This window comes from Mycolicibacter icosiumassiliensis, from assembly GCF_900078685.2.
In the GTDB taxonomy this organism is placed as follows: Bacteria; Actinomycetota; Actinomycetes; order Mycobacteriales; family Mycobacteriaceae; genus Mycobacterium; species Mycobacterium icosiumassiliensis.
The window spans coordinates 1-3,680 of the sequence record NZ_LT546188.1 but is presented as its reverse complement, the minus strand read 5'-3'; the positions used below and the strand labels follow the sequence as shown (position 1 = coordinate 3,680).

Annotated in this window: 2 protein-coding genes; one reads left to right on the top strand and one right to left on the bottom strand. The window is 68.0% G+C overall.

The window, feature by feature from the left end:
• Positions 1-228 precede the first annotated feature (228 nt).
• On the top strand, positions 229-1,374 hold the full coding sequence (locus tag BN4346_RS46780) for a S53 family peptidase (protein ID WP_235653833.1): 1,146 nt from the start codon (positions 229-231) through the stop codon (positions 1,372-1,374).
• 107 nt (positions 1,375-1,481) lie between these two features.
• On the opposite strand, the gene BN4346_RS49615 is transcribed toward BN4346_RS46780, so the two are convergent.
• Positions 1,482-3,599: a YncE family protein gene (locus BN4346_RS49615; protein ID WP_154677695.1), complete on the bottom strand. Its 2,118-nt coding sequence runs from the start codon at positions 3,597-3,599 to the stop codon at positions 1,482-1,484.
• Positions 3,600-3,680 lie beyond the last annotated feature (81 nt).

Sequence of the window (3,680 nt, the reverse complement as noted above, 5' to 3'; positions counted from 1 at the left end):
TCCGATATGCTGCTCCTGCCCCCCCGCCACACCATCGCCAGCCTGCTGGCCTGGTCACGATGGCGACGACGACACCAATACCGAGCCCGGCTCTCCCACTACCAGCGACAAGAAAACCAATGATCACGAACTACGGCTGCAGTATTAGGCAATTACCAGCCCGTCGGGGACGGACCCGCGCTGCTCGGGTGTACCGGGACGCCGCGGCTGCCCGACGGTGTGATCGCGGTGCTCGGCCTGGATCACCGCCCCATCGCCCGCCCCCATGTGCGCGCACCCTCTGTGCAGCCCAGCCACACCTACACCCCGATCCAGGTCGGCGAGCTGTACGGCTTGCCGGCCGGTGCGGACGGGGCCGGGCACACCGTGGCCGTCATCGAACTCGGCGGCGGCTACCGCGACAGCGACCTGCAAACGTACTTCGCCTCACTGGGTCTACCGGCGATGCCATCGGTGACGGCAGTCTCGGTGGCCGGCGGCCTCAACTTTCCGGGCATGCCGGCCGATCCCGAAGTGATGCTCGACATCGAAGTGTGCGGCGCCTTGGTGCCCGCCGCGGCGATCGTGGTGTATTTCGCCCCCAACACTGACCAGGGTTTCTATGAAGCCATCTCCCAAGCCGCCCACGACACCGTCCACAAGCCGTCGGTGATCTCGATCAGCTGGGGCAACTCGGAGAGGACCTGGAGCAATCAGGCCCTCAACGCGATGCAGACCGCGCTGCACGACGCCGCCCTGCTCGGGGTCACCGTGATCGCCTCCGCCGGGGATCAGGGGTCCTCCGACGGCGCCACCGACGACCAGCCGCACGTCGAGTTCCCGGCGTCGAGTCCCTACGTGCTGGCCTGTGGCGGCACCAGCTTGATCGCCGACGGTGACACGATCCGCAGCGAAACCGTGTGGAACGACGCCGCGCTGGGTCGCGGCGCGACCGGCGGCGGGGTTAGCGTCGACTTCGCGCGACCCGACTGGCAGCACACCGCCGCGGTGCCCGCCGCCCCAGACGGCGTCGCGGGCCGCGGGGTACCCGATGTCGCCGGTAACGCCGATCCGCTCACCGGCTACCAGGTGCGTGTGGACGGCGTCGATCGGGTGCTGGGCGGTACCAGCGCGGTCGCGCCCTTGTGGGCGGCGCTGATCACCCGACTCAACCAGTTGCTCGCTACCCACCTGGGAGACCCCCACCAGGCGTTCTACCAGATCGGCTCGGCCGCCTTCCATGACATCACTGTCGGCAATAACGGCGCCTACACCGCCGGGCCGGGCTGGGACCCGTGCACCGGCCTGGGCAGCCCCCACGGCCACGACCTGCTCACCGCGCTGACAACCTTGACCGCAGCACCCACCACAACGCAGAGCGGAACTGACCAGTGACACTGACGGCCGTGGCAAGCCGACACGCGCTGGGCAGGGTTACCGGTAGACCGGCGTAGTTGCGGCCACCGTAAGGACCGACCCCGAACTATCGGAGACTCCCTCAACTACGAGTTGGGGTTGATCGCCCACACCGCGTCGCCGGTGGCGGCCGGGCTGGTGGCGGCCGGGTCGTAGCTGTCGTCGGTGACGTAGACAGTGTCGTTGGCGGGGTCGTAGACCATCCCGCCGAGAAGCGCGGGAGTCCCGCCAACACCGTTAGTCTGGCCCACCATCCCGCCGACGTCGTAGCTGGTGACGGTGTTGGTGTCGAGGTTGAGCACCGACAGATTGTCGAAGAGCCCACCAGTGGTCATGTAGGCATCACCATCGGTGGTGTCGACAACCACCTCGCCCGGATTGATGCTGGGGTTAGCGACGAGGGTGTCAGAGTTCAGGTCGATCGTCAGCAGAAGTTCGTTCTTGCCCACGATTTCGTGGGCGTAGAGATCGCCGTTGACGAGATCGTAGGGCACCACGGAAGCGTGTGCGACGCCGGCGATGGTGTCGTTGGTGACGGTGTTGGTGGTGGGATCGATGACCGATAGTCCGTTGTTGGCGCCCCCGACGTAAAAGTCACCGTTGGCGGAGTCGTAGACGATCCCCGACGGACCGGAGCTGTCGGGGAGGGTGAGGGTGTCGGTGACGGTGTTGGTGTGCGGATCGATCACGGTCACCGTGTCGCTGTCGGGGTTAGTGATGTAGAGGTCGCCGTTGGTCGGGGCGACCGCCATCTGGCCTGGAGCGACGCCGATCGTGATGGTGTCGGTGACGGTGTTGGTGGTCGGGTTGATCACCGAGACGGTTCCGGGCTGGGAGTCAGCCCAGTCGTTGGTGTTGACCACGTAGATATCACTGTTAGCGGGGTCGTAGGCGATTCCGGTCAGATCCCCGACGGTGGGGCCCGCCGGCCCGACGGTGATGGTGCCGGTGTTGGTGTTGGTGTCGGTGTTGATCACCGAGACGGTGCCATTGTAAGTGTCGGCGACGTAGAGGTCATGGTTGGCGGGGTCGTAGGTGATCGCTCCGGGCCCGTCACCGGCGCTGGCGATGTACTCAAGGGGCGAGGTGGTCGTCGGTGGTGCCGGGAATGCGCCGTTGGCCCCGTCCCAACTCAGGGAACCATTGGAACCGAAGATCCCCCCGGACCCGCCACCGGCTCCGGTGCCGCCGGTCCCGGCGACTCCGTTAGCCCCGTCGGCTGCCCCGGCACCGCCAGCACCTCCGATGCCGCCGTCACCACCGTTGCCCGCCGTGCCGCCGTTACCGCCGTCACCGTAGAGCCAGCCACCATTGCCGCCGGGTCCGCCGTCGCCCCCGGCGCCGCCGTTTTGGCCCGCGCCGCCGGCCACCCCAGCCAGAGCACTGTTGTTTGTCCCGTCGGCGCCGGCCGCACCCGTACCGCCCTCGCCGCCGTTGCCGCCGATCCCGAAGAACCCGGTCGCGTTCCCACCAGCACCGCCGGCGCCACCATCGCCGCCCGGGGTGACCGCGTCGCCGCCATCACCGCCGTTGCCGGCGATGCCGGAACCGGTGTCACCGCCAGCCCCACCGGCCGAGCCGTCGAACCCGTTGCCGCCGCCCCCGCCGTCACCGTCATAGGCCACACCGCCCGCACCGCCGGGGTCCCCGGCGATCGTGCTGTCCCAGCCGTTGCCGCCATCCCCGAACCACAACCCGCCCGCACCACCATTCGGGTCGGCCTGGGTTCCGTTGGCGCCGTCACCGATCAAGATGCCCTGGCCGCCCCAGGACTGCCATTCACTGTTGAGCTGCGCGTCGAATGCTTCACCTTGGGCGCTGTCGATCCAGTTCTGCTCCCAGGTGTGGATCGGGTCGTAAATGTTGGTCTCGTACCACTGCGTCAGGCTGTCGGTTGCCGCCGCCGAACCCGAGGCGTCCGCGCTGGCCGCCGCGTGCACCGACGCCGCCGCGACCGAGTCCAGAGCACCCACATCGGTGTCGAGGTTGGGCAGCACAGTGTCGGCCCCCACGCCCAGATCCGCACCCACGCCCGCATCAGCCTCCGCCGACGACATCGGGTCCATCAGCAGATCCATCATGTCGTCGATGTCAGCCCTGGCAGGAGCGGCAGAACCCGCCGCAAACGCCACCGCAGCAGCCGCCGCCGTCAAGCCCGCGCTCCAGCCGCGAACACCACCACATCGGCTGCGATAGGTACTCATCAGCCCCCCTGGACCATCGACGTGCTCACAGGCCAGAACACGTAAAACCGACTATAGCTGCCACCAGCCCTCCCCGAGGAC